A 26,351-nucleotide genomic window follows, 5' to 3' on the forward strand; every position below is an offset into this window, starting at 1 on the left:
AGCGGTCGCGAGCGGTCGCGAGCCGGGGCTCGCTCCTACATTCTCTGGTTCTGGAAGGAATGGGCGAGCAGCACCGCGGCGACGCAGGCGATGGCGGTGGTGCGCAAGGGATAGTCGCTGAGCGAATGCAGCAGGATCAGCCACAGGCCGATGGCGGCGGCGCGTTGCCAGACGGCTGCATCGCCGCGCTGGATCCAGGCGACGCCGGTGCGCCAGGCCAGCAACAGCAGCCCGCCCGCGAGCAGGATGGCCAGGGGCCAGCCGCCTTCCAGCCACCATTCCGCCCAGTCGTTGTGGGCGCGGTTGATCAGCACGGACTGGCGATCGGTCGCGGGTTCGATCGATTCGTAGGCGGCGACGAAGCCGCCGGCCCCGACCCCGAACGGACCGAAATGATCGGCCGCCGCCAGGGTGTTGCGGGTGATCGTCCAGCGCAGATCGTCCATCGGATCGGCATCGAAGCGTTGCAGCAGACCCCAGAATCCGAACTGGACGGCGAGGATCAGGCCGCCGATGCCGGCCACGGCCAACCAGCGCTTCACGCCGCGACGCGGGCGCTCGTCGCTGTCTTCGTGGCGACGCCACAGCATCGCGGCGGCCGCGAGTGCGGCCAGTCCGGCCAGCACCACGCCCGAGCGCGAGCGCACCATCGCCAGTGCCAGCAGCAACAACACGCCGGCGACGATGCCGACGGTGAGTGCTGCGGTGCGTCGGGGGCGCTGTTCCCCGGCCATGATGCGCGCGCCGGCATTGATCATCTGCGCGGCCGCCAGGGGCAGCGACAACACCAGCAGGGTGGCCAGATGGTTGCGGTTGGCGAAGGGCCCGACGGCGCTATCGGCATTGGTGATGGCGTGCCAGCGCAGCGGGCTATCGGGGCCGCCGGCCAATTGGGCGAGGCCGAGCACCGCGCTGGCCAGAGCCAGGACCAGGATCAACTGCAGCAGGCGTACCTGTTGCCGCCGCGGCAGGCTGAGGCTCAGCAGTCCCACTGCCATCGGCGGCAGCAGGGCGAGCGTCGCGCGCAGGGTCGCATCCGGATCCAGCGACAGGGCATGCCAGCCGATCCCGACACCGGCGCTGCGCAGTTCGGCCACCAGTTCGGCGCGACCGCCGAAGGCGCTCCAGATCGACACCGGCAACGGCAGCCATTGCGCGAGGTTCCAGGCCAGCACCAGCAGCATCCAGCCCACGACCAGGCCCTGCGGCCGCGACATCGGGCGCACCGACAGGCGCGCGCCAGCCAGCACGATCAGCGGCAGCGCCAGCAGTTGCAGCACGGCTTCGACCGGCAAGCCCTGACGGGTTCCGCCACCCGCGAGCACGCACAGGCCGAGAAAGCCGCCGCAGATCAGCAGTGCGCTGCGGCTGCCGGGTGGGTCGGGGTGGGGATGCGCCAACGCGGGCTCCGGAAACGAATCGGGCCGCTCAGCGCGGCCCGATCGATGATACGCAAGCCGACCGCTTACGGGCTGGCCTGCTCGTCGTTGCAGTTGAAATTGCCATCGTCGTGGTCGATCGCCAGGCAGGCGCCGATGATCGTCGGAATGATGACGCGCGGGTTGGTCACCAGCGAACCCTGCACCGGCGCCACCTTGTCGAACACCAGGGCCGCGCACAGGCAGGGCGACTGGTCGGGGATCTCGAAGTCGCTGGATTCCGCGACTTCTTCGCGGCAGCCGTCGCGGTATTCGAACAGGCCCTTGGATTCGTTCGCGATCCGCACACGGTCGCCGATGTGCAGCATCTGCCCGGCCGAAATGCCGGCGTAGGACTCGTCGTATTGGCGCAAGCTCAGGTCACCGGTCGACTCGACCAGGGTCGCAACCGGGTCTTCTTCGCCCTTGAAGTTCAGGCAGGGGCAGGGCAGGCGCTCGTCGACGGTGTAGACATCGCCGGCCTTGACCTCGACTTCGCAGTCATCGAAATAACGCACCAGCGCCTTCGAGTCTTCCATCGACATGACGCGGTCGCCGGGCTTGAGCTGCGTGCCGGGCGCGAGTTCGACGAACTGTTCGCCCTGGTTCACCAGCACCGAACCGGTGATTTCCTTGAGTGTCGCCTGCAGCGGCGCGGCCACCGCGTCGGCTGCGCGCACCACCGGACATCAGTCCGAGGCCCAGCGTCAGGAAGAACAGGGTTTTCATTGGCTTCTCCGTAGGAACCCTGACGCTCCAGCGGGAGGCGTCATCGGGGATAGTCGCGCATGAGGATCGCATCGGCGGGCGTGGCTGGTCAATGTTTGATCGTCGAGATGCGCAGGTCGTCGAACCAGATGCGGCCGCCGACCATTTGCTCCGGCGCGATGCGCGCGTCGAGGTGCAGGACGAGGGTCTGGCCATTGCAGGCGTCGACAGGACGTTCGAAGTCGACGCGGAAGTCGCGCCATGAACTGCTGCCCTGGAAGCGTTCGGTTTCCGCGAGCAGACGACCGTCGTCGCAGCGCAGCAGCCAGTGCAGGCCGCGCTCGTTGCGCAAGCCGTCGATGCGGGTGCGACCGCGCAGGGCGTAGCGTCCGGGCGGGAGGGCGAGGCGTTGCTGGACATGCGCAAACGCGACGCGGCGGTCATGGAAGTCGATCACCAGCGCCTGCTCGCCGCCGGCCCCGGCGGTCGGTTCCTGATGGATGGTCGCGCCCGCGACCGGCGCAAAGGTCCAGCCGAAGCCGCCATTGTCGGGCGGCAGTTCGAAGCCGCCATCGAAGACATTGCCGAGCACCTTGCGGCGCTCGTCCGGCAGCGCCTCGATCCACAGGAACTGGGCCTCGGCGACGCGGGTCTCGCGCAGCAGGCGATCGATCCAGGCCGAACGCTCGGCCATGCTGAGGGGTTGCGGCGCGGCGCGCAGCGGCGAAAACAAGGCCGTGATCAGCGGCAGCGCGCCGGGTTGCTGGCTCAACCACGACAGGAACCGGGGACGCCATGGCGGTGCGCCTTCTCCGAGCAGGCGCAGCAGCGCGACCCGTGCTTCCGGAATGGCGGCGAGCGCGGCCAGGGTGGGCAGGGTGTCGTCGAGCAGCCCCGGCGAGACGCGCAGCAACTGGTCGGTGCGCGCCAGCGCCGCGGTGAAATCACCGTGCAGCACGGCGTGGTTCGCGAGCCAGCCCAGCGCCGGACGATCGCGTGGCGCGCGGTGTGCCGCGATCCGGTAATGCGCCAGTGCGCCGGCTTCATCGCCTGCGCCATCGGCGACACGCCCCAACACCCGGTAGGCGACACCGTTGAGCGGCGTGCGAGCCAGCACGGCGCGCGCCCGAGCGACGGCCTGCGCGGCATCGCCGCCCGGTTCGGCGGCGATCTCGGCGAGTTGCAGTTGCGCGCCATCGTGGTGCGGCCACCAGGCCAGCGCCGCGTCCGGATCCTGCGCGACGAGCAGGTCGGCCACACCGATGTGCAGGACCAGCCAGGCCAAGGCCAGGGCCGGCGCAGCGAGGATCATCCAGAGGCGGCGGCGTGCCGTCATCGGCCTCGGTCCGCGCGCAGTTCGAAGCGACGCAGCCGGGATTCGGCTCCATCGAGCACGAGTTCCAGTTCGACCTCGCCGCGCTCCAGGTGTTTGCGCAGCGACGGCCGCTTGCGATAGCCGGTCTCGTAGCGCGCCCGTCCAACCACGCGGTCGTCGCGCTGCTGCCACTGCATGTCGCTGAAATCGATGTAGCGCTGCTGGCTGCCGTTGAACAGGCGCGTGTAGTCGCTGGCGATCTCGGCGACACGACGCACGTCGGCATGGACCTCGCGCGCATACAGGCGGAGCAGGCCGCTGAGGTCGCCTTGGGCGTAGCGTTCGCGGAAATGTCGCAGCACGGTTGGGCCGCTTTGCGCATCGAGGCTGGGCAGTGCGGTTGCTTCCGGCGGCGGCGCGGCATCGGCAACCGCAGCGACGGCGACCGGATCCGCGATCGCGACGACGCTCGCCTCGGGCGGCGGTTCGGCGCCCGGCGTCTCCGCGACCTTGACCGACGTGTGTGTGCGCGGGCGTACGGGCGGGTCGATCCGCACGGGTGCCGGTGTGACCGAGGCCGGCGATGGCGCGGCGCGGATCGCCTTGGCGGGATGCTCGGGCGCGGCCGACCGGTCCGGGGTCAAGGTCGCGATCGGCACCATGGCCGGCAACGCCATCGGCTCGGGGGTGGCTGCGCGGGTCTCGGCATACCAGGGGGCGGCGGCTGTCGCGTCGGCGACGGTGGCCGGCGTGGCTGGCGGTTCGTCCGCGGGGCGCAGGCGTTGCAGGGCCACCGCCGCGAGCACGGCGAGTGCGACGCCACCGGCGATCCAGGGCAGGGGCTGCGATCGTCCGCGGGGTGCCGGCACCGGGGACAGGTCGGCGCGCGTGGCACTGCGCGGCGTCGCCGGGCGCGCCTCCCAGGGTTCGATGACGGTTCGGGTCGGGGGGTGTTGGAGCGCGGTCGCACGACCGTCGGCGTCACGCAGTTGCCGCCAGGCACGGTTGACACGATCGGCATAGGCCGAGGCCCAATCGTCGCTGCGATCGGGATGGACCAGTCGCACGAGCAAATGATGGTGTGCGCGGATCAGTTCCGGTGCCGCATCGGGATTGACGCCGAGCACGCGCCAGGGGTCCTGGTCGAATTCACGCGCCAACAGTTGTTGTTCGACATAGAAGCGCGCGGCGTCGACCAGCCGTCCGGCATCGGCCGGAAACGCGGCACTGGCGTCCGCCAGCGCGTCCGGCTGCGCGAGCGCGACCCGCAGCCAGGGCGCCATGCCGCGCTCAGGCAGGGGCCGCGCCCGCAATTCGTCGATACGCCCCGGCGCTGCGTGCAGCGCCAACGCGAGATCGAGCGCGTCGAAGCTCACCGCTCAGGATTCCTCGCGGCGCGCCGTCAGCTTCTTCGGCGCCGAGCCACCGTAGCTGTAGTACTGGTAGCTGCTGTAGCCGTAGCCGCCATAGCCGTAGCCATAACCTGCCGCCTTCGCATCGAACTTGGTCAACACCGCGCCGATCAGGCGCGAGCGCGCTCCGAGCAGGCGCTTGATTGTCGTGTTCACCGCGCCGACACGGGTCCGCCCTGCTTCGACCACCAGCAAGGTGCCCTTGGCCAGGTTGCCGAGGATCGGCGCATCGGCCAGACCCAGCACCGGCGGGGCGTCGATGATGATCTGGTCGAAGCGTTCGCTGGCCTGGGTCAACAGGCTGATCATGCGCGGGCCGGCCAGCAATTCGGCCGGGTTGGGCGGCAGCGGTCCGCTGAGCATCACCGAAATGCCCGCCTGGTCGACGCGATGGATGCACTGGCCCGGCTTGGCCGCGCCGGACAGGCAATTGCTCAGCCCCATCGAGTTGTCGAGATCGAACACGCGGTGCAGCGACGGATTGCGCAGGTCGGCATCGATCAGCAAGACGCGCTTGCCGAGCAGGGCGAAGTTGCGCGCCAGTGATTTCGCGGTCGTGCTCTTGCCTTCGCCGGGCTGGGTGCTGGTGATCACCAGCACGGCGGGCACGCCACTCTCGGTCGAGAACTGCAGGGCCGTGCGCACCGAGCGATAGGCTTCCGCGAAGCCGGAGCGGACGTCGATCAGCGCCGCCGTCGGCGTGATGTCCTTGCCCAGCTTCGGGATCACGCCGAGGTGCACGAGGCGGAGCTTCTTCTCGATGTCCTCCGGTGTCTTCACCGTGTCATCCAGATATTCGAGCAACAAGGCCAGCAGCACGCCGAGGAACAGGCCGATCAACAGGCCGATCAGCAGGTTGCGGCGCATGTTGGGCTTGTAGGCGCCACCCGGCACCTGGGCGCGGTCGACGATCGAGATGTTGTTGCTGCTGACGCCCCCGGCGACACCGATTTCTTTGTAGCGCTGCAGCAGGCCGTCGTAGAGCTCGCGATTGGTCGCGACTTCACGCTGCAGGATGTTGTAGTCGATCGATCGACTCTGCAGATCGAGGGTCTCGGACTTGATCTGGGTGAGTTGTTCGCGCAGCAGGGTTTCCTGCGTCAGCGCGGAATCGTACTCGGCCTTCACCGTGGCCTTGATGCCCTCGATCTCGGCGGCGATCTGGCGATCGACTTCATCCATCTGGGCCTGCAGCTGTTTCATTTCCGGATAGTCCGGCTTGTACAGCCGCAATTTCTCCTGGTACGTGCTCTGCAAGGTCGAGCGACGGTCCTGCAGGGGCCGGATGTTCGAGCCTTCGAGCATGTCGGCCGGCAAGGCGGCGCCGATGCTGGCCTGGGCCTGGCGCCAGCGGGCCTCGGTCCGGATGCGTGCGCCCTGGGCCTGCGCCGACCGCGGAATTCAGCTCGCCGAGATTCTGTTCCATCAGCGTCTGGTTGCTCGTGGCGGAAAGAATCTGCTCCTTCTGCGCGAAGGCGACCAGTTCCCGCTCGGAGTCCTCGAGCTTCTGTTTCAGCTGCGCCAGCCGGTCTTCGAGATAACCCTTGGCATAGGACGAGGCATCGAAGCGGCGTTCGAGATTGGTCGCGATGAAGGATTCGGCCACCGCGTTCGCGACCCGCGCCGCGAATTGCGGGTCGGGGCTGTCGTAGAGAATGTTGACCAGGCGCGAATCGCGCACCGGCTCGATCGTCAGTCCGCCGGCAATGACACCGGAATAGTTGCGATCGTCTTCGACCTTGGCCGAGGCCGGCTTGGCCGGCTCCGGCTTCTTCTGACCGCCGAACAGCGAGCCGAGCAGGGCCGACCACGGCGACGGTTGCGTCTGCTGGCGCATCGACGGGTCGGCGCCGAGACGCAGTTGCGAGGCGACGCGCTCGGCGAGGCTGCGGCTGCGCAATAACTGGTACTGGGTCTCATAGAACTCCCAGTCATTGGTCGCGCCCTGGGGCGTCACGCCCTCGACATTGACCACGTTCAGGGTTTCGCGGTCGATCTGGATGGTCGCGGCGGCGCGGAAGATCGGCGTCGTCAGCAGCGTGTTCACGAACGCCGCGAACATCACCAGCAGGGCCAGTCCGATCAGGGTCCAGCGCCGCTTGACCAGGATGTTCCAGTAGTCGAGCAGGTTGATTTCGTCGCTGTTGGGCGCTTCGGCCTGGCGCAGTTCGGCCAGCACCGTGCTCGGCGTGACCGCTTGGACCGGCGCCAACTGGCCACCGCGACCTTCGGAAATCGGCACCGGCAACTGGCCACGGCCGGCGCCACCTGGGTGATTGCTGTCTCTCATGTCCTGTCTCCGGCCCGGTCCATGTGCCGGATCACAATGCGCTGAAGCCGATCAGGCCACGCAGGCCGTCGATCACGCTCTTGTAGGCGCTGCGCACGCCCGAGCGTTCGACGACGACGATATCGTCGCCGTAAATCTGCGGGTCCTCCACCTGACCCGCGCGAATCTCGCGAATGTTGAACAAGGCCGCCATCTTCTTGCCTTCAATGGTGCGAAAAACGATGATGGTGCGCTCGTCCGCCAGCTCCTCGAAACCGCGCGCCATCGCGATGACCTGCAGCAGCGAGGTCTTGCCGGTGATCGGAAAGATGCCGGGATTCTTGACCGCGCCCTCGACGGTGATGCGCTGGCTGGAAAACTCCTTCACGAACACGCTGACTTGCGGGTTCTGCAGGAACTGCGCGGACAGCTTGGCGGCGATTTCGGCCTCGAGTTCGGTCACGGTCTTGCCGCCGGCGCGGATTGCGCCGATCAGGGGCAGGGAAATCTGGCCGCTGGTGTTGATCCGCACCGTCCGGTTCAGGTCCGGCACCTGGAAGACCGAGACTTCCAGCAAATCGAGCGGCCCGACGCGGTAGTCCGAGACGCCGACATAGGCGCCAGACGCAGCCGTGGTGTCCGGGGGCGGCAGCGATTGGGTGGCGGTGACCGCTTTCGCCGAGCCGCTTTTCAGCGCCGACGACGACGAACAGCCCGCCAGGGAGAGCAGCAACAAGGCCACCAAGGCCGCGAATCTCAACATGCATCGTCCCAAAGTGTGAAATGGATCACATTTGTCCAAGCAATGATTATGCCTGCCGGAACAGGCGCCGCCAAAACCCGCCGGATGGCGATTCGCGGTCGCCGGTCCCAACCGCGGGCAAGGGAGGCAGGGCCGCCGGCGCGACGTTGTCGATCACGCCCTGCGGACGCACCCGCACAAGCTGGTCGGCTTCGGTTTCGCCGAGGCGCCGCGCCGCTGCAGCACGTGCTTCCGCGAGCAATGGCGGGCGCCGGTCGGCCCGGTGCGCGTCGGTGGCGATGATCGCGACCAGCCCCTCGTCGAGCATGCGTTCCGCCCAGTATTGCGGTCGGCGCCCGAAGCGCCCGGTCACGGCACCGGCGGTCAGCTGCATCCACGCGCCGGCCCGGGCCATGCGCTGGAACACGGGATAATGTGACTCGATCCAGCTCAGACGTTCCGGATGCGTCACGATCGGCACGTAGCCGGCGGCCATCGCGTTGAATGCGGTCTCTTCGAGTCGCGGCGGCGCCACGTGGTGGGGCGGCTCGAACAGGAAATAGCGCGAGCCGGCCAGGGTCGGGATGCGGCCGTCGCGCAGACCATCGACCAGGTCGGGCACGACATGCACGTCCGCCCCTTCGACCAGGCGTAGCGCGATGCCCTCCTGGTCGAGACGGGTCTGCATCGATTGAATCGCGACCCGGATGCCGTTCGTGTTGTTCTCGTACAGGCCGGGATAGATATGCGGCGTGCAGGCGGTGACGGTGATGCCGTCAGCGACCGCGATACGCGCCATCGCCAACGCTGTCGCCATGTCGGGTGCGCCGTCGTCGATGCGCGGCAGCAAGTGGCAATGCAGGTCAATCATGGGGTTCGGTATAACACGCGTCGGTGAAGCCTCGATAAGCACGGCGTCACAGCAGAGGATGCTGCGTTCGGTTGTTCGTGCAATTGCGCAGATGCTAAAAGATGCGGGTTGCCAGCGTGCAGATCGGTGGATGGAATGCGGTTCGATGGATTCGATGGTGCATGGTGGTGGGGATTGCTGGCTGCGGCCGGACTGACCGCATTCGCGATGCTGCTGCTGTTTCCGGTCGCCGCGCGTCTCGGCCTCGTCGACCATCCGACCGACCGCAAAAACCATGCGTGGGTGACGCCGGCTACCGGCGGTGTCGCGATGCTGTTCGGCATCGTCGTGACGATGATGACGGTGGTCGAATCGACCTCCGCCGCTACGGCTTTCGTCGTGGCCGCGGTGATGCTGGTGGTGACCGGCTGGCTGGACGATCGATACGACCTGCGCTGGTGGCTGCGCATCGGCGTGCAGGTCGCGGCGGCGCTGATCCTGATCTATGGCGGCGGCGTGCGCATCGAGCATCTCGGGCCGGTGCTCGGCATCGGCGATACGCCGCTGGGTGCGTTGTCGGTGCCGATCACGATCTTCGCGACCGTGGGCCTGATCAATGCGATGAACATGATCGACGGGGTCGACGGACTGGCCGGCACTCTGGTGCTGGCGACCCTGCTGATGGTCGTCGCGGCGGCGGCCTACTCGGGCAACGTCGTGCTGGTGAAGCGCAGCCTGGTGATGGTCGGTGCCGTGGCCGGCTTTCTCGCATTCAACTTCCGCTTTCCATGGCGGGCGCGGGCGCACGCCTTCATGGGCAATTCCGGCAGCGCCCTGCTCGGGCTGGTGATCGCCTGGACCTGCTTTCGCCTGACCCAGAACGAAGGTCATCCGGTCAGCCCCGTGCTGGCGCTGTGGCTGGCGCCGGTGCCGGTGATCGACTGCCTGGTCCTGATCGTGCGCCGCAAGCGCCGGGCGTTCGCCGTTCTCGGCCGATCACGATCATGTCCACCACATCATGCGCGATGCCGGGTTTCAGTCCGCCGGTACCGCCATCGGCCTGTCGGTCTTCACATTGCTGGCCGGGCTCGTCATCGGCCAATGCATGCGCTGGAACCTGCCGGAGCCGCTGCTGATGGCGGCGTATCTGGTGGCGCTCGCGCTGTGGTTCCTGCTGACCGCGAAGCGCGCGCGCGCCGTCGCGTTCTTCCGTGCCGCCCGGTTCTGGGAGCGCCGTCAGGACGCTGCGGCGCGAAACGACGCGTAGGTCGCCTCGATCCCTTCACGCAAGCCGATGCGATGGCGCCAGCCAAGTGCATGCAGGCGCGACACATCCATCAGCTTGCGCGGCGTGCCGTCGGGTTTCGTCGGATCGGTCGCGATCGTGCCGTCGAAGCCGACCACCTCGGCGACCAGTTGCGCCAGTGCCAGAATCGTCAGGTCCTCGCCGGTCCCGACATTGATGAAGGCCCCGTCACTGTAGTGGCGCATCAGGAACACGGCGGCGTCGGCGAGATCGTCGGCATGCAGGAACTCGCGCCGCGGCGTGCCACTGCCCCAGATCGTGACCGAGGGTTCGCCGCGCTGCTTGGCCTCGTGGAACTTGCGGATCAGCGCTGGCAGCACGTGCGAATTCTGCAGATCGAAGTTGTCGCCGCTGCCGTACAGGTTGGTCGGCATCAGGCTGATCGCGTCGAAGCCGTATTGCTTCCGGTAGGCCTCGCACATCTTGATGCCGGCGATCTTCGCGATCGCGTACCACTCGTTGGTCGGTTCGAGCGGACCGGTCAACAGCGCGTCCTCGCGCAAGGGTTGCGGCGCCAGCTTCGGGTAGATGCATGACGAGCCGAGAAAGCAGAGCTTGCGCACGCCGTACTTCCAGGCGCTGTGGATGACATTCGTCTGGATCGCGAGGTTGTCGCGAATGAACTCGGCCGGGTAGGCATTGTTGGCATGGATGCCACCGACCTTGGCCGCCGCCAGAAAGACGAATTCCGGTTGTTCCCTGGCGAAGAAGGCATCGACCGCATGCTGGTCGATCAGGTCCAGTTCGGCATGCGTGCGCAGGATCAGGTTCGTCGCGCCCTCGGCCTGCAGTCGACGCAGTATCGCGCCACCGACCAGCCCGCGATGGCCGGCGATATGGATGCGGGCGTCCTGGTGCATGGGTTCACTCATGATGATTCGGCGCGCGGTAGCCGGCATCGGTGACGAGGGCGTCGCGGCGGGCGAGGGCGAGGTCGGACTGCATCATCTCGCTCACGAGTTCTGCGAACGAGGTCCGTGCGCTCCAGCCGAGCTTGGACTTCGCCTTGCTCGGGTCGCCGAGCAGGGTCTCGACTTCGGCCGGACGGAAGTAGCGCGCGTCGATCGCGACGATGCGTTGCCCGATCTTCGCGGCGGAATCCGGCGGTGCCGATGCAACGATGCCGTGTGCGTCGTGGCCGCTGCCGCGCCAGTCGATGGTGATGCCGATCTCGCCAGCGGCACGGGTGACGAAATCGCGCACCGAATGCTGCTCGCCGGTGGCGATCACGAAGTCTTCGGCCGCGTCCTGCTGCAGCATCAGCCATTGCGCCTCGACGTAATCGCGGGCGTGGCCCCAGTCGCGGCGGGCATCGAGATTGCCGAGATGCAGGCAGTCCTGCAGTCCCAGATGGATGCGGGCCAATGCGCGGGTGATCTTGCGGGTCACGAAGGTCTCGCCGCGCAACGGCGACTCGTGATTGAAGAGGATCCCGTTGCACGCATACATCCCGTAGGACTCGCGATAGTTCACGGTGATCCAGTACGCGTACAGCTTGGCGACGCCATAGGGCGAGCGCGGGTAGAACGGCGTCGTCTCGCGCTGCGGCGTCTCCTGCACCTTGCCGTACAGCTCGGATGTGGACGCCTGATAGAAGCGGGCCTTCTTCTCCATTCCGAGGATCCGCATCGCTTCGAGCAGGCGCAGCGTTCCGACCGCATCCGAGTTCGCCGTGTATTCCGGCGTCTCGAACGACACCTGCACATGGCTCTGCGCACCAAGGTTGTAGATCTCGTCCGGTTGCACCAGTTGCAGGATCCGGATCAGGTTGGTCGCATCGGTCAGATCGCCGTAGTGCAGGACCAGGCGGCGGCCGCTGACGTGCGGGTCCTGGTAGAGATGGTCGATGCGGTCGGTGTTGAAGCTCGATGCACGGCGCTTGATGCCATGCACTTCATACCCTTTCGCGAGCAGGAATTCGGCGAGGTAGGCACCGTCCTGGCCGGTGATGCCGGTGATCAAGGCGCGTTTCATGGCGGGGTGAGCTCCGATGAGGGCGACGTCGAAGCGACGGTCGGCCAGGCCTGACCTCGTTCAGCGGCGATCAGGTGTCCGATCAGGGTATCCAGCGACGTGGTCGCTTGCCAACCGAGCAGGCGTCGGGCCTTGGCGGCGTCGCCGCAACTGCGCGTGATGTCGCTGGGTCGACGCAGACTTGGGTCATGCTCGACATGATCGCGCCAGTCGAGATCGAGGGCAGCAAACGTGCGCGCCACGAACTCGGCCAGCGGCGTGGCGATGCCGGTCGCGATCACGTAGTCGTCCGGCATCGGCTGCTCCAGCATGCGCCACATCGCGTCGACGTATTCCGGTGCCCAACCCCAGTCGCGGGCGATGTCCAGCGTGCCGAGCCGAAGTCGTTCACGTTGACCCGCGGCGATCCGCACCGCCGCGCGCACCACCTTGCGCGTCACGAATCGCTCCGGCCGGAGCGGAGACTCATGGTTGAACAGGATGCCGGTGCTCGCGTGCAGGCCATACGCGTCGCGGTAGTGGGCGACCGCCCAATGGGCGCTGGCCTTGGCCACCGCATACGGGCTGCGCGGGGCGAAGGCCGTGGTTTCGCAAGCCATCCCGTCGATGTCGCCGAAGCATTCCCCGGAGCCGGCGTGATACAGCCGCGCCGGCAAGTCGAGCACACGCATCGATTCGAGCACGTTCAACGCGCCAATCGCGATGCTTTCCAGGGTGGCCGCGGGCTGCTCGAAGGACAGGGCGACCGAACTCTGCCCCGCCAGCAGGTAGATCTCGTCCGGATGCAGATTGCCCAGTACCTGAACGACGCTGCCAAAGTCGGTCGGTGCCAGCGAATGCAAGTTCACGCGCTGGCGCAGGCCGATGCGCTCCAGGCTCGCGAAGTCAGTGTGTTGCGCATCGCGCGACGTGCCGTGCACCCGGTAGCCCTTGCGCAGCAGCAGATCGGCGAGCAGCGCACCATCCTGGCCGGAGATGCCGATGATCAATGCCGTGCGATTCATCGCGCGAACTTAGCGGATCCAGCGGCGCAGGCAAAAAAAACCCGCCAAGACGGCGGGCAGAAGGGGGAGGAGAAACGGGAGAACCGGAAGCGGGATCTCAGGCGGCGAGACGGGACAACATCGCGTTGAGCTTGGCGCGACGTCCCTCGAGCAGCTGGAACTGGGTCGCGGCCGGGGTCTCTTGATCCGGCTGGATCTGTTCGAGCGCCATCTCGACTTTGCCGAGTTCGATCAGCAGGTCGTGATGCAAGGTGACTTCGTCGATGCCGAGTGTGGAGAGTTGCGAGTCCATGGCCTGAGCTCCTGCTTCGATTGCGATGGAGTTCATGCAGAAAACGTGCCAGCGGTCACATCGGGGGTGTGAGCGGATCGACTGTGACTTTGCGCAGGTTGTCGCGAAATGCAAACAAGCGCATGATCCAAACGGCCCCGATTTTACGTACTGGAAGAGAGGGGTCGCCGCGGGGGCGGCAACGGGGCTTGAGCCCGAGAATCGAAATAACGTGGTGTGGCGCAAGCGCGCGGCACCGCAGCGTCACTGGCGCCCGGACTAAACGGTCACAAAGGATACCCCCTGTTCCTCGACGACCGCCGGGCGCCAGCCTTCTTCGCCGTGGCAGTTCTGGACCGTCCGTTCGGACAGAACGAACCAGGCCGATCTGGCCTGGTTCGGGTTGAAGTCCGCGCGTCCGCGGACTTCGGCAGCTTCCCGAGTCGGCGCGAGGACTGTCCCCTGCCAGCCAGTCCAGCGCGTTGCGCGCTTGCCCGACCCGGTGCGTTCAAGTCGTCGCAGGAGTTGCGCCAGCGGGGCCCGAAATGTGCGCCGCTTCACAATTGCTGACGGCATAAACTGTGAACTGCCGCACACTATTTCGACCTCTCGCAGGCCCGGAAAAAGTGGCGGATTGTGGCGCCACATTGGCGCGACCCGGAACGGCAATCTGCGACCGAAAACTGACAAAATCGCGCCGCGGCGCCTATCGTGAAACCATTGGACACCATGGAATACAGCAGCACATTCGACGTCATCGTGGTGGGTGGCGGACATGCCGGCACCGAGGCCTGCCTCGCGGCCGCGCGCAGTGGTGCGCGCACGCTGCTGCTCAGCCACAACATCGAGACGCTGGGGCAGATGAGCTGCAACCCGGCCATCGGCGGCATCGGCAAGGGCCATCTGGTGCGGGAGGTCGATGCGCTCGGCGGCCTGATGGCGCGCGCCGCCGACCACGCCGGCATCCAGTGGCGTACCTTGAATGCGAGCAAGGGACCGGCGGTGCGTGCAACACGCTGCCAGGCCGACCGTGCGCTCTACAAGGCGCATGTGCGGCGCGTGCTCGAAACGACGCCGAATCTGACGCTGTTCCAGCAAGCCGTGGACGACCTGATCCTGGAAGGCGACCGTGTCGCCGGTGTCGTCACCCAGATGGGCCTGCGTTTCCGCGCTCCGACCGTGGTGCTGACCGCCGGCACCTTCCTCGCCGGCAAGATCCACATCGGCTTCGAGCACTACGCAGGCGGGCGTGCCGGTGACCCGCCCGCGACGGCACTGGCGCTGCGCCTGCGTGAATTGCCGCTCGGTGCCGATCGATTGAAGACCGGCACGCCGCCGCGCATCGACGGCCGTTCGATCGATTATTCGAAACTCGAGGAACAGCCCGGCGACACCCCGATGCCGGTCTTCAGTTTTCTCGGCTCGGTGGCCGATCACCCGCAGCAGGTCAGTTGCTGGATCACCCACACCAGCGAACGCACCCACGACATCATCCGCAGCGGATTGGATCGTTCGCCGCTGTATACCGGCAAGATCGAAGGCGTCGGCCCGCGCTATTGCCCGTCGATCGAGGACAAGGTCGTGCGCTTCGCCGACAAGACCTCGCACCAGATCTTCATCGAACCGGAAGGCCTGAGCACGACCGAGATCTATCCGAACGGCATCTCGACCTCGCTGCCGTTCGACGTGCAGCTGGCCCTGGTGCGGTCGATCCAGGGCATGGAAAACGCGCACATCACGCGGCCGGGTTATGCCATCGAATACGACTATTTCGATCCGCGCGGGCTGAAGCACTCGCTGGAAACGAAGGCGATCGAGGGCCTGTTCTTCGCCGGCCAGATCAATGGCACCACCGGGTACGAGGAAGCGGCTGCGCAGGGGCTGATCGCCGGTCTCAACGCCGCGCTGAAGGTGCAGGGCCGTGACGCCTGGTGCCCGCGGCGCGACGAAGCCTATGTCGGCGTGCTGATCGACGACCTGATCACCCACGGCACCACCGAGCCCTACCGCATGTTCACCTCGCGCGCCGAATACCGGCTGCAATTGCGGGAGGACAACGCCGACACCCGCCTGACCGAGATCGGTCGCGACCTCGGTTGCGTCGATGACGCGCGCTGGGCGGCGTTTGCCCGCAAGCGTGACGCGGTTGCGGCCGAGCAGGCCCGCTTGTCGCGGGTGTACGCGGCGCCGAACAATGCGCTCGGTGCCGAAATCGCGCAGACGCTGGGCATCACGATCACGCGCGAAGCCAGCGCGATCGAATTGCTGCGCCGTCCGGAACTCGATTACGCCAGGCTGATGCAGGTCGCATCGCTGGGTCCGGGTGTGGACGATGCCGCGGTCGCCGAGCAGGTCGAGGTCGGGATCAAGTACGCGGGTTATCTCGATCGCCAGCGCGACGAGATCGAGCGCCAGCGCCGCCACGAATCGCTGCCGATTCCGCTCGGCTTTGCCTATGCCGACGTGCGCGGCCTGTCGGCCGAAGTCGGGCAGAAGCTGGCGCGCGTACAACCCGCGACCGTGGGTCAGGCGGCGCGCATCAGCGGTGTCACCCCGGCCGCCATTTCCCTGCTGCTGGTGCATCTGCGCCGTGGTCAACCCGACGATATTGCGAGAAGCGCATGAGCACGACACCCGCGGAAATCTGGATCGGTCGTGGCAACGACCAGTTGGGACCGCATGCGCTGGAGAAGATCCGCCAGCTCGTCGCCGACGGCGCACTGCGTCGCGACGACCTGTTGTGGTGGGACGGTCTGGGTGAGTGGACCGAACGGGATGCGGCCCTGGCGCTGCTCGGCATCGAATCGGTACGCGCTGCACCGACACCGCCGCCGATGCCGTCGCGTCCGGTCGTTCGCGATCTGCCGCGCCCTGCGCCGGTCACGGCGAGCGCGAACTCCCCCGAGCGCCAGCGCGCGCTGATGTTCATGGGCCTCGGCCTGCTCACGTTCGCGATCCTGGCGGCAGCCGCGTTCGCGTTCCTGCGCACGCCGAAGCTGAACTTGCCGTCGTTGGGCGCGGGTCGAGGTGACGTGGCCGAGGCACTGACGGCAGCGGGCATGTACAAGACCGCGTACGCCGAAGTCGTGATGAGCAACGACCAGGTGCCACAGTCGTTGGCCGAGCTCGGCCTGAGCAGCGCGCCGTATGGCGCGTTGACCGGTGTGCGCCTCGAAGCCGGCACCCTGCTGTTCGACACGACGCGTGGCGTGCTCGCGCTGCAGCCGTATCGCAATGCGAACGGCCAGATCTGGTTCCGTTGCGGTCGGTCTGCACCGCCGGCCGGGATGCTGCCGTTGGGCACGATCGACGCGGCGTCGGCCACCACGGTCACTGAGGGCGATCTGCCCGACGATTGCCGCTGACTATTTCGCGGCTGCCACGCAGCGCGACCAGGTCCATTCCATCGACGGCCCGGTATCGGTGCCGTCGTCGATGCGCGCGAACAGGTCGCCGTTGTCCTTGAGTCGATAGTGCACGCGCTTCGGGAAGTCGTGCGCCGGCTGCTCGAACACCAGTCGATGCACCTCGTGCACGGTCGCCGGGAACACGGTTTCGGGCTTGCCGCCCGGCTGCGCATGGAAGCGGATGCCCTCGGCATCGAACGTGATGCGCATGAACTCGAAACCGGCGAGCTTGCCGTCGCGGGTATCGCGATGCCAACCCAGCATCACGCCGGCTTTCGCGCTGCTCCAGTGCTCCTCGTTCTGCACGCCCTCACGCTCGCCGCACCAGTCGCCCTGCAGCCATCCCAGGTCGGTGCTCGCCCGAACGCCACCGGCCGCGAGCAGGGCCCCCAACAACCAAAATCCGCGATTCCGCATGGTCGTCTCCTCGTCAGCGATATCATGAGCGCCTCGCCGCATCTGATGTCAACAATCAATCATGAATACCACTCGTTTCCGCAAGCCGCTGCCCGGCACGTCGCTCGACTACGTCGACACACGCGCCGCCGTCGAAGCGATTTCACCGGGCAGTTACGACAAGCTGTCCTACACCGCCCGCGTGCATGCCGAAAACATCGTGCGCAAGGCCGATCCGGACAAGGTCGATGCGTATCTGACGCAGCTGATCGACCGCAAGCGCGACCTCGACTTCCCGTGGTTCCCGGCGCGCGTGGTCTGCCACGACATCCTCGGCCAGACCGCATTGGTCGACCTGGCCGGCCTGCGCGATGCCATTGCCGACATGGGCGGCGATCCGGCCAAGGTGAATCCGGTGGTGCCGGTGCAGCTGATCGTGGACCACTCGCTCGCGGTCGAACACGGCGGCTTCGAGCGGGACGCGTTCGCGAAGAACCGCGCCATCGAGGATCGCCGCAACGACGACCGCTTCCACTTCATCGACTGGACGCGCTTCGCGTTCAAGAATGTCGACGTGATCCCGCCCGGCAACGGCATCATGCACCAGATCAACCTGGAGCGGATGTCCCCGGTGATCCACGCGCAGGAGGGTCTCGCGTTTCCCGACACCTGCGTCGGCACCGACAGTCACACGCCGCATGTCGATGCGCTCGGCGTCATCGCCGTCGGCGTCGGCGGTCTCGAAGCCGAGAACGTCATGCTCGGCCGCGCCTCGTGGATGCGCACGCCGGACATCATCGGCGTCGAGCTCGCTGGCCGGCCCGCGCCCGGCATCACCGCCACCGACGTGGTGCTGGCCTTGACCGAATTCCTGCGCAAGGAAAAAGTCGTTGGCGCCTACCTGGAATTCCGCGGCGAAGGCGCGGCGGCGCTGACGCTCGGCGACCGCGCGACGATCTCGAACATGGCACCCGAATACGGCGCCACAGCGGCGATGTTCTTCATCGATCAGAACACGCTCGACTACCTGCGCCTGACCGGCCGCAGCGACGAGCAAGTAAAACTCGTCGAGACCTATGCGAAGCAGGCCGGACTGTGGGCGGACGCACTCGCCAGCGCCGAATACGAACGCAGCCTGCAGTTCGACCTTTCAACTGTCGTTCGCAACATGGCCGGCCCGTCGAACCCGCACAAGCGCCTGCCGACCTCGGCACTGGCCGAGCGCGAGATCGCGCAACCCTGGTCGATGCCGAGCGAGGGCACGATGCCGGACGGAGCGGTCATCATCGCCGCGATCACGTCCTGCACGAACACCTCGAACCCGCGCAACGTCATCGCCGCCGGCCTGCTCGCGCGCAACGCCAACGCGCGCGGCCTCACGCGCAAGCCGTGGGTGAAAACCTCGCTGGCGCCCGGCTCGAAGGCGGTGCAGTTGTACCTGGAGGAAGCGAAGCTGTTGCCGGAACTGGAACAACTCGGCTTCGGCATCGTCGCCTTCGCCTGCACCACCTGCAACGGCATGAGCGGCGCGCTCGATCCGGCCATCCAGAAAGAGATCATCGACCGCGATCTGTACGCGACCGCGGTGTTGTCCGGCAACCGCAACTTCGACGGCCGCATCCATCCGTATGCGAAGCAGGCGTTCCTGGCCTCGCCGCCATTGGTGGTCGCCTATGCCATCGCCGGCACCATCCGCTTCGACATCGAGAAGGACGTGCTCGGCATCGATGCGAACGGTCAGGAAGTTCGACTGAAGGATCTGTGGCCGAGCGATGCCGAGATCGATGCGATCGTCGCGAGCAGCGTGAAGCCCGAGCACTTCCGCAAGGTCTACGACCCGATGTTCGCGCCGCGTGCAGGTGCCACCTCCGGCATCAAGCCGCTGTATGACTGGCGCGCGCAGAGCACCTACATCCGTCGCCCGCCGTACTGGGAAGGCGCCTTGGCTGGCGAGCGCACGTTGAAGGCCTTGCGTCCGCTCGCCGTGCTTGGCGACAACATCACCACCGACCACCTGTCGCCCTCGAACGCGATCCTGCGCGACAGCGCCGCCGGCGAATACCTCGCCAAGATGGGCCTGCCGGAAGAGGACTTCAATTCCTACGCGACGCATCGCGGCGATCACCTGACCGCATTGCGCGCCACCTTCGCGAACCCGACCCTGCAGAACGAAATGGTGCGCGGGGACGACGGCGCGGTGAAGAAGGGCTCGCTAGCCCGGATCGAACCGGAGGGCCAGGTGACGCGCATGTGGGAGGCGATCGAGACCTACATGGCGCGCAAGCAGCCGCTGATCATCATTGCTGGGGCCGACTACGGCCAGGGCAGTTCGCGCGACTGGGCCGCCAAGGGCGTGCGCCTCGCCGGTGTCGAAGCCATCGTCGCCGAGGGCTTCGAACGCATCCATCGCACCAACCTGATCGGCATGGGCGTATTGCCGCTGGAGTTCCAGCCGGGCACGACTCGCCTCACGCTCGCCATCGATGGCACGGAAACCTTCGACGTCCTCGGCGAACGCAAGCCGCGCACGACGCTGGCCCTCGTCATCCATCGCAAGAACGGCGAACGCGTCGAAGTGCCGGTCATCTGCCGCCTCGATTCCGACGAGGAAGTTTCGATCTACGAAGCCGGCGGCGTGCTGCAGCGCTTCGCGCAGGATTTCCTGGCGGGTGCGGCATGATGGACACGCATGCCGCAGGCTGGACCTGATCGATGCTTGTCGTTTAACGTTTAGCGTTATACATTTCCGGCATGATCTTGAGCGTCCGGTGCGACGAGACGCAGGCGCTGTTCGTAGGCGGTCGTTCACGCCGGTTCGCGAGCATCGCCCGGGTCGCGATGCGGCGTCTGGGTGCATTGGACGCGGCGCAGGAGTTGCGTGACTTGCGCTCGCCGCCGGGAAATTTCCTGGAGGCATTGAAGGGTGATCGCGCAGGACAGCACAGTATCCGGATTAACGACCAATTCCGCATTTGTTTCACCTGGAGCGGCAGTCATGCCGAGCAGGTGGAGATTGTGGACTACCACTGATGGAGCCCCGACATGATCAAGAACGGCATGCGACCGGTGCATCCCGGCGAAATCCTGCGCGAAGACTTCCTCGTGCCGCTCGGCATGAGTGCCAACGCGCTCTCCAAGGCGCTGAACGTACCTGCGCCCCGCGTCAACGACATCGTGCGTGAGCGCCGCGGGGTCAGTGCCGATACGGCATTGCGATTGGGCCGCTATTTCGATACCTCGCCTCAGTTCTGGCTGAATCTGCAGGCGATGTACGACCTGCGGGTCGCAGAGATCGCGATCGGCAAACGCATCGTGCGCGAAGTTCCGGTGATGGAGCGCGCAGCCTGATTCTCTTGAACGGAAGCCACCTCATGCCGCGTCAGCTACAACTCAAGATCCCCGCCACCTACATGCGCGGCGGCACCAGCAAGGGTGTGTTCTTCAAGCTGGAGGACTTGCCGGCGGAGGCGCAGGTGCCGGGTGCGGCGCGCGACGCGCTGCTGATGCGGGTGATCGGTTCGCCGGATCCTTACGGCAAGCAGACCGACGGCATGGGCGGTGCGACGTCGAGCACGAGCAAGACGGTGATCATCAGCAAGAGCGCGGTGCCGGATCACGACGTCGACTATCTGTACGGCCAGGTTGCGATCGAGCAGGCCTTCGTGGACTGGTCGGGCAACTGCGGCAATCTCAGTTCGGCGGTGGGTCCATTCGCGATCACGAACGGCTTGGTCGAGGCCGCGCGCCTGCCGCGCGATGGCATCGCGACGATCCGCATCTGGCAGGCGAACATCGGCAAGACCATCCTCGCGCATGTGCCGATGCGCGATGGCCAGGTGCAGGAACTCGGCGATTTCGAACTCGATGGCGTGACCTTCCCGGCCGCCGAGATCGAACTGGAATTCCTCGATCCGGCCGAAGACTCGGGCGACGAAGGCGGCTCGATGTTTCCGACAGGGAACATCGTCGACACGCTGGACGTGCCGGGCCTCGGGTCGTTCGCGGCGACCATGATCAATTCCGGCATCCCGACCGTGTTCCTGAAAGCGGAAGCGCTTGGACTGAAAGGCACCGAATTGCAGGCCGACATCAACAACGATGCCGCCCTGCTCGCGAAGCTCGAAACCATTCGCGTGCATGCGGCATTGCGCATGGGCGTGATCAGGGACGTGAGCGAAGCGGCGACGCGCCAGCACACGCCGAAGATCGCGTTCGTCGCGCCGCCGACGGCCTACACCGCATCCAGCGGCAAGCGCATTGAAGCCAGCGACGTCGACGTGCTGGTGCGCGCCCTGTCGATGGGCAAGCTGCATCACGCGATGATGGCGACCTGCGCGGTCGCGATCGCGACCGCAGCTTCGGTCCCGGGCACGCTGGTGAACCTCGCCGCCGGTGGCGGTCCGCGTGACGCGGTGCGCTTCGGTCACCCGAGCGGCACCTTGCGCGTCGGTGCGAAGGCCGAGCAGCGCGATGGTCAGTGGATCGTCACCAGGGCGATCATGAGCCGCAGTGCGCGCGTGTTGATGGAAGGCTGGGTGCGCGTGCCGAAGGTGGGGTGAGCGGCGCTCAGCTGCCCAGGTGCGCGTCGACGTCCATCGTCGCATGCAGAATGCGCACGATCAGCAGATCGTTCGCCGCGAGCAGCTTGTAATAGATCACGTGTTCGCCATGCGGGAATTTCCGGTAGCCGGCACGAATCTCGTCACAGCTTCGCCCGATGGACGGGTTCCCCGCCAGCAGATGAAACAATTGGTCCATGTCGTCGAGATACGCATTTCGCTGGGCCAGGCCCCAATGCGACTGGGTGTAACGCGCGATCGCCTTCAGGTCGGCACGCGCCGACCGTGTCAGGTCGAATGCAGTCACTGCGTTTCCGAATCAAGTTCCGACATGAGCGAGGCTCGGGTGTATTCGGCACGTCCGCTGCGCTCGCCGGACACCAAGGCCTTCCTCAGTACCTCCAGCCTGCTCTCGGTCGTCTCGAGCAGGCGCAAACCGGCGCGCACCACCTCGCTCGCAGAACCGTAGCGGCCCGTGTCGATCTGGCTGTCGATGAATTGTTCGAAGTGGTCGCCCAGACTGACACTGGTGTTCCTGGCCATGACGCTCTCCCGTGCTTTACCAAATATTGGTACAGCAGGTTGCATGCGTCAATTGGTTCCGGGTCGCCCGCGCGTCCGCGTTCGCTGGCGCACCCTGCGGAGCGCGATTCCATTGCTCGCTACAATGTCGCCCCGTTTCCATGTCGTACCGATCGCTGACTGAGCGCGATCCCTTCCGGAGCTTTTCCCCGCATGCTGAAGATCGCCCAACGCATCGCCGCCGACATCGGCGCGACGCCAGCACAAGTCCATTCGGCCGTTCAATTGCTCGACGAGGGTGCGACCGTGCCTTTCATCGCGCGCTACCGCAAGGAAGCGACCGGCGGGCTCGATGACACGCAATTGCGCACGCTCGAAGAACGTCTTGTGTATCTGCGCGAGCTCGAAGATCGGCGCGAGGCCATCCTCGCCAGCATCGACGAGCAGGGCAAGATGACCGACGCGCTGCGCGGCGACCTGCTCGCGGCCGATTCCAAGGCGCGCCTCGAAGACCTTTACCTGCCCTACAAGCCCAAACGGCGAACCAAGGCGCAGATTGCGCGTGAAGCCGGCCTCGAACCCCTGGCCGATGCGTTGACCGCCGATCCGACCCGCGATCCCCAAGCCGAAGCCCTGGCCTACATCGATGCCGACAAGGGCGTGGCCGACGCCAAGGCCGCGCTCGATGGTGCGCGCGCGATCCTGATGGAGCGCTGGAGCGAGACGCCCGCGCTCGTCGGTGCCTTGCGCGACTGGCTCTGGGACAGCGCCCTGATCCGCGCCAAGGTGATCGACGGCAAGCAGAACGACGCCGCGAAGTACCGCGACTATTTCGATCACGCCGAGCCGATCAAGGCGATCCCGTCGCATCGCCTGCTGGCCCTGATGCGGGCGCGCAACGAAGGCTTTCTCGATCTGGAATTGATGCCGCGTGCCGGCCAGCAGAACGTCGTGCGGGCGAACAACGAAGCGGGCGCGCTCGACGAGATGGCCAAGGCCGGACATGCACTCGCCGAAGGCCTGATCGCGAAGCAGGTCGGCGTCGGCGCGAGCGGTCGTGCCGCCGACACCTGGCTGCTCGAATCGGTGCGCCTGACCTGGCGCGTGAAGCTGTCGTTGTCGTTGACGCTGGACTTGTTCGGTCGTGCTCGCGAGGCCGCAGAAGACGAAGCCATTCGCGTCTTCGGCGACAACCTGAAGGACCTGATGCTGCAGGCGCCGGCGGGGCCGAAGGTCGTGCTCGGACTCGATCCGGGCCTGCGTACCGGCGTCAAGATCGCTGCCGTCGACGCCACTGGCAAGGTGCTGACCACGGGCGCCGTGTTCCCGCATCAGCCGATGAATCGCTGGGACGAATCGATCGCGCAACTCGCCGCCGGTTGCCGCCAGCTTGGCGTGCAATTGGTCTCGATCGGCAACGGCACCGCCTCGCGCGAGACCGAGAAGCTGGTCGGCGAGCTCGCCAAGAAACATCCGGAACTGAAGATCGCGAAGGTCGTGGTCAGCGAGGCTGGAGCATCGGTGTATTCAGCCTCGGAACTGGCCGCGAAAGAGTTCCCCGACATGGACGTGTCGTATCGCGGCGCAGTGTCGATTGCACGCCGCCTGCAGGATCCGCTGGCCGAACTGGTGAAGATCGATCCGAAGGCGATCGGGGTCGGTCAATACCAGCACGACGTCAATCAGGTGAAGCTGGCGCGTGCGCTGGATGCGCGCGTCGAGGACTGCGTGAACGGCGTCGGGGTCGATCTCAATACCGCGTCGCAGCCGTTGCTGACACGGGTCGCCGGCCTGAGCGCGAGCGTCGCCGAGAACATCGTCAAGTACCGCGACCAGCACGGTGCGTTCCAGTCACGCCGCGATCTGCTGAAGGTGCCGCGCCTCGGCGACAAGGCCTTCGAGCAATGCGCCGGATTCCTGCGCATCGCGAACGGCGCCCATCCGCTCGATGCCTCGGGCGTACATCCGGAAGCCTATCCGGTGGTCGAGCGCATCCTCGCGAAAACCGGCAAGGAGATCCGCAGCCTGATCGGCGACACCAAGACCTTGCGCGGACTCGATCCGGCCGGCTTCACCGACGAGAAGTTCGGCGTGCCGACGGTGCGCGACATCCTCAAGGAACTGGAAAAGCCGGGCCGTGATCCGCGCCCCGAATTCGTCACGCCGTCCTTCGCCGAAGGGGTCGAAGACCTGAAGGACCTGAAGCCCGGCATGGTGCTCGAAGGCCGCATCTCGAATGTCGCCGCCTTCGGTGCCTTCGTCGACATCGGCGTGCACCAGGATGGACTGGTGCATGTCTCGGCGCTGTCGAGCAAGTTCGTCAAGGACCCGCGCGAAGTGGTGAAGGCCGGCGACATCGTCAAGGTCAAGGTGCTCGAAGTGGATCTGCAGCGCAAGCGCGTCGCCCTGACCATGCGCATGGACGATCCGGTCGGTGACGCCAAGGCCGTGCCGGGTGCGCGTCCCGTGGCCGTCAAGTTGCCGGCGCAGAAGCCGGCGCCGTCCAACAACGCCCTGGCCGATGCGTTCGCGAAGGCGAAGCGTTCGTGACACAGGCCCGGGCGATGCCAGCGGACAGCCGCTAGGCTAGACCGCATGAGACGCGTGCTGCCCCTGTCCTGGATGACCTTGCTGGTGATGCCGATGGCGGCATCCGCCTTTCATGGCGGTGCGCCGACCTGCCACGCCGACGACATCCTCGAATCGCCGATGGGCAATCCGATCTCGAACATGGGCTACACGCTGGTCGCGACGCCGGCGCAATACACGCCCGGCGTGGCGATGACGCTGTCGCTGGTGAATGTCGATCCGCAGATGCAAGTGCGTGGTGTCCTCATCTATGTCGAGGATCCCGACGCGCTCGACGCCGAATCGAAGCCGATCAAGCGCGGCAATTTCAGCGGGCCGTTTCCGACCGGCATCAAGGCGGTGTTCGATGGCTATCAGGGCTGCGATTTCGCTGGACAGACACCGGTGCTCACGCACGCCGATGCCAACCCGAAGGCGCTGCCCTTGCAACTGACCTGGCAGCCGCCCGCGATCGACACCGGCAACCTGCGCGTCCGCGCCATCGCGCTGCTGACGTTCGATGCCTACCAGATGCTGTCGCTCGACCTGCCCAGCATCAACCACATCTTTGCCGACAGCTTCGAGTAACCCATGCCCGCTTCCGGAACGCGCTTCGAAGGTACCGACCGCTACATCGCCACCGACGACCTGATGCTCGCGGTCAATGCCGCGATCACGCTGCAGCGGCCGTTGCTGATCAAGGGCGAACCCGGCACCGGCAAGACCTTGCTGGCGGAAGAAGTCGCGCGATCCCTGGCGATGCCGTTGATCGAGTGGCACATCAAGTCAAGCACCAAGGCTCAGCATGGCCTGTATGAATACGATGCGGTCTCGCGCCTGCGCGATTCGCAGCTCGGTGATGCGCGCGTCGGCGACATCCGCAACTACATCGTGCCCGGCAAGCTGTGGGAGGCGTTCGCGTCCGAGCAGCGCGCGGTGCTGTTGATCGACGAGATCGACAAGGCCGACATCGAGTTCCCGAACGACCTGCTGCGCGAACTCGACCGCATGGATTTCTACGTCTACGAGACACAGGAGACGATCCGTGCGAAACATCGGCCGATCGTGATCATCACCAGCAACAACGAGAAGGAATTGCCGGACGCGTTCCTGCGCCGCTGCTTCTTCCACTACATCCGTTTCCCCGATGCCGAGACGCTGACCCGCATCGTCGACTCGCATTATCCGGGCATCAAGCGCGAACTGGTCAACGAGGCGCTGCAGGCGTTCTTCCACGTGCGCGACGCACCGTCGCTGAAGAAGAAGCCGAGCACATCGGAACTGCTCGACTGGATCAAGCTGCTGGTGGCCGAGGACATCCCGCTCGACGTGCTGCGCGAGAAGAACGCGCGCAAGCTGTTGCCGCCGCTGTACGGCGCACTGGTCAAGAACGAAGCCGACGTCCATCTGTTCGAGAAGCTCGCGTTCATGGCCCGGCGCGGCTGATGTTTCCGATTCTCGGCTGCGGCGTGCTGGCCTACACCGCGTTCGCGCTGCTGCAGGGGCGCGTGCATGCGAAGTCGGGCTGGCAGATGCGCGAGATCCACCGGATGTCGCGCCCGCGCTATTTCTGGACGGTGATCGTCTGTTACGCCGCCCTTGGCATCGCGCTGATCACCGTCTTCTGATC

25 protein-coding genes and 1 pseudogene are annotated in these 26,351 nt (G+C 66.2%); 12 read left to right on the plus strand and 14 right to left on the minus strand.

Going from position 1 to position 26,351, the window contains the following annotated elements; genetic code table 11:
• Window positions 1–35: 35 nt before the first annotated feature.
• The 7 genes from IPP28_04585 to IPP28_04615 all read right to left on the minus strand — a co-directional run bounded on the left by IPP28_04585 (window position 36) and on the right by IPP28_04615 (window position 8,735).
• Window positions 36–1,400 carry an O-antigen ligase family protein gene (locus IPP28_04585; protein ID MBL0040323.1) on the minus strand — a complete coding sequence of 455 codons (1,365 nt, stop codon included), beginning with the start codon at window positions 1,398–1,400 and terminating at the stop codon, window positions 36–38.
• A gap of 65 nt (window positions 1,401–1,465) precedes the next feature.
• Window positions 1,466–2,098 (minus strand): hypothetical protein, encoded by a 633-nt coding sequence (locus IPP28_04590; GenBank protein ID MBL0040324.1) that lies wholly within the window; start codon window positions 2,096–2,098, stop codon window positions 1,466–1,468.
• Window positions 2,099–2,235: 137 nt separating this feature from the next.
• Window positions 2,236–3,462, minus strand: coding sequence for a hypothetical protein (locus IPP28_04595; protein MBL0040325.1), 1,227 nt, complete (start codon window positions 3,460–3,462; stop codon window positions 2,236–2,238).
• Window positions 3,459–4,817: a DnaJ domain-containing protein gene (locus tag IPP28_04600; protein ID MBL0040326.1), complete on the minus strand. Its 1,359-nt coding sequence runs from the start codon at window positions 4,815–4,817 to the stop codon at window positions 3,459–3,461. Before IPP28_04600 ends, IPP28_04595 begins: the two co-directional genes overlap by 4 nt.
• A 3-nt stretch (window positions 4,818–4,820) precedes the next feature.
• Complete coding sequence (locus tag IPP28_04605) at window positions 4,821–6,170, minus strand: polysaccharide biosynthesis tyrosine autokinase (protein MBL0040327.1); 1,350 nt, start codon at window positions 6,168–6,170, stop codon at window positions 4,821–4,823.
• Window positions 6,171–7,174: 1,004 nt separating this feature from the next.
• On the minus strand, window positions 7,175–7,885 hold the full coding sequence (locus IPP28_04610) for a polysaccharide export protein (protein MBL0040328.1): 711 nt from the start codon (window positions 7,883–7,885) through the stop codon (window positions 7,175–7,177).
• Between the two features lie 46 nt (window positions 7,886–7,931).
• Window positions 7,932–8,735 carry a capsular biosynthesis protein gene (locus IPP28_04615; protein ID MBL0040329.1) on the minus strand — a complete coding sequence of 268 codons (804 nt, stop codon included), beginning with the start codon at window positions 8,733–8,735 and terminating at the stop codon, window positions 7,932–7,934.
• A 135-nt stretch (window positions 8,736–8,870) separates the two neighbouring features.
• On the opposite strand from IPP28_04615, the pseudogene IPP28_04620 reads away from it, so the two are divergent.
• Both IPP28_04620 and IPP28_04625 read left to right on the plus strand, forming a co-directional pair.
• Window positions 8,871–9,581, plus strand: a pseudogene (locus IPP28_04620) (undecaprenyl/decaprenyl-phosphate alpha-N-acetylglucosaminyl 1-phosphate transferase).
• A gap of 151 nt (window positions 9,582–9,732) precedes the next feature.
• On the plus strand, window positions 9,733–9,981 hold the full coding sequence (locus tag IPP28_04625; GenBank protein MBL0040330.1) for a hypothetical protein: 249 nt from the start codon (window positions 9,733–9,735) through the stop codon (window positions 9,979–9,981).
• Here the strand turns inward: IPP28_04625 and IPP28_04630 are convergent.
• The 4 genes from IPP28_04630 to IPP28_04645 all read right to left on the minus strand — a co-directional run bounded on the left by IPP28_04630 (window position 9,951) and on the right by IPP28_04645 (window position 13,290).
• Window positions 9,951–10,880 carry a GDP-L-fucose synthase gene (locus IPP28_04630; protein ID MBL0040331.1) on the minus strand — a complete coding sequence of 310 codons (930 nt, stop codon included), beginning with the start codon at window positions 10,878–10,880 and terminating at the stop codon, window positions 9,951–9,953. The genes IPP28_04625 and IPP28_04630 overlap by 31 nt on opposite strands.
• Before the next feature lie 4 nt (window positions 10,881–10,884).
• A complete protein-coding gene (gene gmd / locus IPP28_04635; GenBank protein MBL0040332.1) occupies window positions 10,885–11,994 on the minus strand; it encodes a GDP-mannose 4,6-dehydratase in 1,110 nt (369 codons plus the stop codon).
• Entirely contained in the window at window positions 11,991–12,998 is a 1,008-nt protein-coding gene (locus tag IPP28_04640; protein ID MBL0040333.1) for a GDP-mannose 4,6-dehydratase, read from the minus strand. The genes gmd and IPP28_04640 overlap by 4 nt, the downstream gene beginning before the upstream one ends.
• 97 nt (window positions 12,999–13,095) lie before the next feature.
• On the minus strand, window positions 13,096–13,290 hold the full coding sequence (locus tag IPP28_04645; GenBank protein ID MBL0040334.1) for a hypothetical protein: 195 nt from the start codon (window positions 13,288–13,290) through the stop codon (window positions 13,096–13,098).
• A 708-nt stretch (window positions 13,291–13,998) separates the two neighbouring features.
• Between IPP28_04645 and mnmG the strand changes: the two genes are divergently transcribed.
• The gene (mnmG, locus tag IPP28_04650; protein MBL0040335.1) at window positions 13,999–15,894 is read left to right on the plus strand and encodes a tRNA uridine-5-carboxymethylaminomethyl(34) synthesis enzyme MnmG; all 1,896 of its coding nucleotides are present in this window, start codon (window positions 13,999–14,001) and stop codon (window positions 15,892–15,894) included.
• Window positions 15,891–16,634: a DUF4339 domain-containing protein gene (locus IPP28_04655; GenBank protein MBL0040336.1), complete on the plus strand. Its 744-nt coding sequence runs from the start codon at window positions 15,891–15,893 to the stop codon at window positions 16,632–16,634. Before mnmG ends, IPP28_04655 begins: the two co-directional genes overlap by 4 nt.
• Here IPP28_04655 and IPP28_04660 read toward each other — a convergent pair whose 3' ends face one another.
• The gene (locus IPP28_04660) at window positions 16,635–17,093 is read right to left on the minus strand and encodes a hypothetical protein (GenBank protein ID MBL0040337.1); all 459 of its coding nucleotides are present in this window, start codon (window positions 17,091–17,093) and stop codon (window positions 16,635–16,637) included.
• A 61-nt stretch (window positions 17,094–17,154) separates the two neighbouring features.
• Here IPP28_04660 and acnD point away from each other — a divergent pair, with 61 nt between their 5' ends.
• From acnD to prpF, 4 genes are all read left to right on the plus strand, one after another.
• Window positions 17,155–19,752: a Fe/S-dependent 2-methylisocitrate dehydratase AcnD gene (gene acnD / locus IPP28_04665; protein ID MBL0040338.1), complete on the plus strand. Its 2,598-nt coding sequence runs from the start codon at window positions 17,155–17,157 to the stop codon at window positions 19,750–19,752.
• 71 nt (window positions 19,753–19,823) lie between these two features.
• Entirely contained in the window at window positions 19,824–20,102 is a 279-nt protein-coding gene (locus IPP28_04670; protein MBL0040339.1) for a type II toxin-antitoxin system RelE/ParE family toxin, read from the plus strand.
• 12 nt (window positions 20,103–20,114) lie between these two features.
• Entirely contained in the window at window positions 20,115–20,420 is a 306-nt protein-coding gene (locus IPP28_04675; GenBank protein ID MBL0040340.1) for a HigA family addiction module antidote protein, read from the plus strand.
• Between the two features lie 23 nt (window positions 20,421–20,443).
• Window positions 20,444–21,631 carry a 2-methylaconitate cis-trans isomerase PrpF gene (prpF, locus tag IPP28_04680; protein ID MBL0040341.1) on the plus strand — a complete coding sequence of 396 codons (1,188 nt, stop codon included), beginning with the start codon at window positions 20,444–20,446 and terminating at the stop codon, window positions 21,629–21,631.
• Between the two features lie 7 nt (window positions 21,632–21,638).
• Here the strand turns inward: prpF and IPP28_04685 are convergent, their stop codons facing one another.
• Window positions 21,639–21,938, minus strand: a complete 300-nt coding sequence (locus IPP28_04685; GenBank protein ID MBL0040342.1) for a type II toxin-antitoxin system RelE/ParE family toxin — start codon at window positions 21,936–21,938, stop codon at window positions 21,639–21,641.
• Window positions 21,935–22,174 carry a type II toxin-antitoxin system ParD family antitoxin gene (locus IPP28_04690; GenBank protein ID MBL0040343.1) on the minus strand — a complete coding sequence of 80 codons (240 nt, stop codon included), beginning with the start codon at window positions 22,172–22,174 and terminating at the stop codon, window positions 21,935–21,937. Before IPP28_04690 ends, IPP28_04685 begins: the two co-directional genes overlap by 4 nt.
• A gap of 192 nt (window positions 22,175–22,366) precedes the next feature.
• Here IPP28_04690 and IPP28_04695 point away from each other — a divergent pair, with 192 nt between their 5' ends.
• The 4 genes from IPP28_04695 to IPP28_04710 are packed head-to-tail and all read left to right on the plus strand — an operon-like array spanning window position 22,367 to window position 26,349.
• Window positions 22,367–24,703 carry an RNA-binding transcriptional accessory protein gene (locus IPP28_04695; GenBank protein MBL0040344.1) on the plus strand — a complete coding sequence of 779 codons (2,337 nt, stop codon included), beginning with the start codon at window positions 22,367–22,369 and terminating at the stop codon, window positions 24,701–24,703.
• Window positions 24,704–24,748: 45 nt separating this feature from the next.
• Window positions 24,749–25,309: a hypothetical protein gene (locus IPP28_04700; GenBank protein MBL0040345.1), complete on the plus strand. Its 561-nt coding sequence runs from the start codon at window positions 24,749–24,751 to the stop codon at window positions 25,307–25,309.
• Between the two features lie 3 nt (window positions 25,310–25,312).
• Window positions 25,313–26,167, plus strand: a complete 855-nt coding sequence (locus IPP28_04705) for a MoxR family ATPase (protein MBL0040346.1) — start codon at window positions 25,313–25,315, stop codon at window positions 26,165–26,167.
• Window positions 26,167–26,349, plus strand: a complete 183-nt coding sequence (locus IPP28_04710; protein MBL0040347.1) for a hypothetical protein — start codon at window positions 26,167–26,169, stop codon at window positions 26,347–26,349. Before IPP28_04705 ends, IPP28_04710 begins: the two co-directional genes overlap by 1 nt.
• Window positions 26,350–26,351 lie beyond the last annotated feature (2 nt).

The sequence above is a fragment of the Lysobacterales bacterium genome (assembly GCA_016721845.1).
Taxonomy (GTDB): Bacteria; Pseudomonadota; Gammaproteobacteria; order Xanthomonadales; family Ahniellaceae; genus JADKHK01.